Consider the following 2,557-nt stretch of genomic DNA (forward strand, 5'->3'; position numbering starts at 1 on the left):
CGCCGCCCGGCGGCGTGGCCGCCGGGTCGTGAGTCAGCCGGTCCGTCCGCTGTCCGTCGAAGATCTCCATGACCCGCCCCCGCCAGTCCGCCGTGCGAGCTGTTCGCACCCACCGTGTGACCCGCTCGCCCCGAACCCCGGGCGGGCGGTCTCCTCGACCCACACGCTACCCAGACCGGGCAGCGCGACCACCCGTTCCCTGGGCGGCGACGCCACCGGAGCGGCGCGACCCCGGGGAGAACACTCCTGCAGGGTCAGTGTGCGACACGCACCGTGAGTCCCCGACGCTTGATCCACGCCGAGAACTCGGTGACGGTGCCGCACTCCTCGCCGTCGATCTGGAACGACGCGGGCTTCTCCAGGATCCGGGCCGAGACCCCCTCACCCTGACGGAAGTCCAGTGGGCGGGTCTGGTGCTTCTCCTTGCCCTCGACGTGGGAGGAGCCCCTCCGTAGTGCCGGGGTGAGCTGATGCTGGAAGGTGTGGTGGACCAGCACCGCGCCGGCCTGGACCCAACCGAGGGCGCCCTTGGCCCGCAACGCCAACACATCGAGGAGACCGTCGTCGATCACGGCGTCGGGCAGCAGGATCATCCCGGCCTGGAGCATCCCGCAGTTGGCCACCAGGAGGGTCCGGGCCCGGGTGTGGATCTCCGGTCCGTCGTCGAGCGAGTACTCCACCTTGATCCGGTGGCCGCGGAGCAGTGTGTTGGCGAAGGCGCCCACGTAGGCGAGCCATCCCACCCTGGCCTTGAGGCCGTCGTGGGTGCCGGCGATCATGTCCGCGTCCATGCCGGCGCCGAGCATGACGAGGAAGACGTCGTCGTGGGTGTGCCCGTCGCCGTCGGTGTAGCGGACCAGGCCGAGGTCGACCCCCCGGCTCCGGCCGCTCATGGCCACGCGGACGGCGCGGTCCACGTCATCCAACGGGATGTCCAGATTCCGGGCGAGCAGGTTGCCGGTGCCGAGCGGGACCACGCCCATGGGGATGCCGGTGCCGACCAGGCCCTGGGCGACCGAACGCACGGTGCCGTCGCCGCCGCAGGCGAGCACCAGGCCGACACCGCTCGCGGCGGCCTCCTCGGCCTGACCCACGCCCGGATCCTCCTCGGTCGTCTCGTAGAACACCGGATCGGTCCAGCCGTGCAGAGCGGCCCTCTCGGCCGTGCGGCGACGAACCTCATCGACTCCGGCCTTGATGGGGTTGTAGATGACGGCGACGCGGGACGAGGCGGGGGGCACGGCACCACAGTGTCAGAAACACGCCCGACCCGCCATTCCCCGGTGGCCCGCCGATTTGGCGGCGGCGACCCGCCGCCTATACCCTGATGGGGAAGTTTGAACGCCTGACGGCTCGCCCCGTCGGGCACCTGATCAAGTTTCACCGAAGACCGCAGGTCACCGCTCCCGCCGGGGGCGGTCGAAGTGTCCGGGAGCGCCCGGACGGCCCGCGCAGGAGAACACCGGTCAGTGTAGGAAATGGCACGTCACAGTGCCCGCCTCCTCCACGCCCCGTGCCGCCTGCGCCCGGGGCGTTCGTGCATTTCCCGGCAGTGAGAAGCAGAGAGGAGGCGAAACATGGCAAAGCCCGCAAAGGTCCAGGCCGTCGAGGAGATCAAGGAGCACTTCCAGAACTCCACCACGGCCGTGGTCACCGAATACCGCGGACTCTCCGTTCCGCAGGTCACCGCGCTGCGCAAGGCCCTGGGTGACTCGGCCACGTACACCGTGGCCAAGAACACCCTGGTCAAGCGTGCGGCGAAGGAAGCCGGTGTCGAGGGTCTCGACGACCTCCTGACCGGCCCCACCGCCATCGCGTTCGTCACCGGTGAGGTCGTGGACGCCGCCAAGGCGCTCAAGACGTTCACCAAGGACAACAAGGCGCTCATCGTCAAGGGTGGTGTCATGGACGGCGCCACGCTGTCCGCCGCCGAACTCGACAAGATCGCCGAGCTCGAGTCCCGCGAGGTCCTCCTCGCGAAGATGGCCGGTGCGCTCAAGGGCAACCAGGCCAAGGCCGCCGGCCTGTTCAACGCGCCCGCCTCGCAGCTGGCACGTCTGTTCGCGGCGCTCGAGGACAAAAAGAACTGACACCCCCACATGTTTCCGGACCGTATGACGGTGCCGGGACCAACAGAAAGGACGCCACCATGGCGAAGCTCAGCAACGACGAGCTGCTCGAGGCATTCAAGGAGATGACTCTTCTCGAGCTCTCCGAGTTCGTGAAGCTGTTCGAGGACACCTTCGAGGTCACCGCGGCCGCACCGGTCGCCGCCGCGGCCGCCGCCCCGGCCGCCGCCGAGGCCGCCGCAGAGCAGGACGAGTTCGACGTCGTCCTCGAGTCTGCCGGCGAGAAGAAGATCGGCGTGATCAAGGTCGTCCGCGAGATCGTCTCGGGCCTGGGCCTCAAGGAGGCCAAGGACCTCGTCGAGTCCGCTCCCAAGGCGATCATCGAGAAGGCCGACAAGGAGTCCGCCGAGGCCGCCAAGACCAAGCTCGAAGAGGCCGGCGCCAAGGTCTCGCTCAAGTGAGCTGACGCACCACGTCTCGTCAGGGGA

General features: G+C 69.0%; 3 protein-coding genes. 2 read left to right on the forward strand and 1 reads right to left on the reverse strand.

Features of this window, described 5'->3' with window-relative positions; genetic code table 11:
* Positions 1-254 precede the first annotated feature (254 nt).
* Positions 255-1,241 (reverse strand): diacylglycerol kinase family protein, encoded by a 987-nt coding sequence (locus G6027_RS19500; RefSeq protein WP_179523166.1) that lies wholly within the window; start codon positions 1,239-1,241, stop codon positions 255-257.
* 336 nt (positions 1,242-1,577) lie between these two features.
* On the opposite strand from G6027_RS19500, the gene rplJ reads away from it, so the two are divergent.
* Complete coding sequence (gene rplJ / locus G6027_RS12875; RefSeq protein WP_107746165.1) at positions 1,578-2,090, forward strand: 50S ribosomal protein L10; 513 nt, start codon at positions 1,578-1,580, stop codon at positions 2,088-2,090.
* Positions 2,091-2,149: 59 nt separating this feature from the next.
* Positions 2,150-2,530 (forward strand): 50S ribosomal protein L7/L12, encoded by a 381-nt coding sequence (gene rplL, locus G6027_RS12880; RefSeq protein ID WP_107746167.1) that lies wholly within the window; start codon positions 2,150-2,152, stop codon positions 2,528-2,530.
* The last annotated feature ends 27 nt before the right edge of the window (positions 2,531-2,557 follow it).

Source organism: Dietzia sp. SLG310A2-38A2, assembly GCF_014145095.1.
Lineage (GTDB): Bacteria > Actinomycetota > Actinomycetes > Mycobacteriales > Mycobacteriaceae > Dietzia.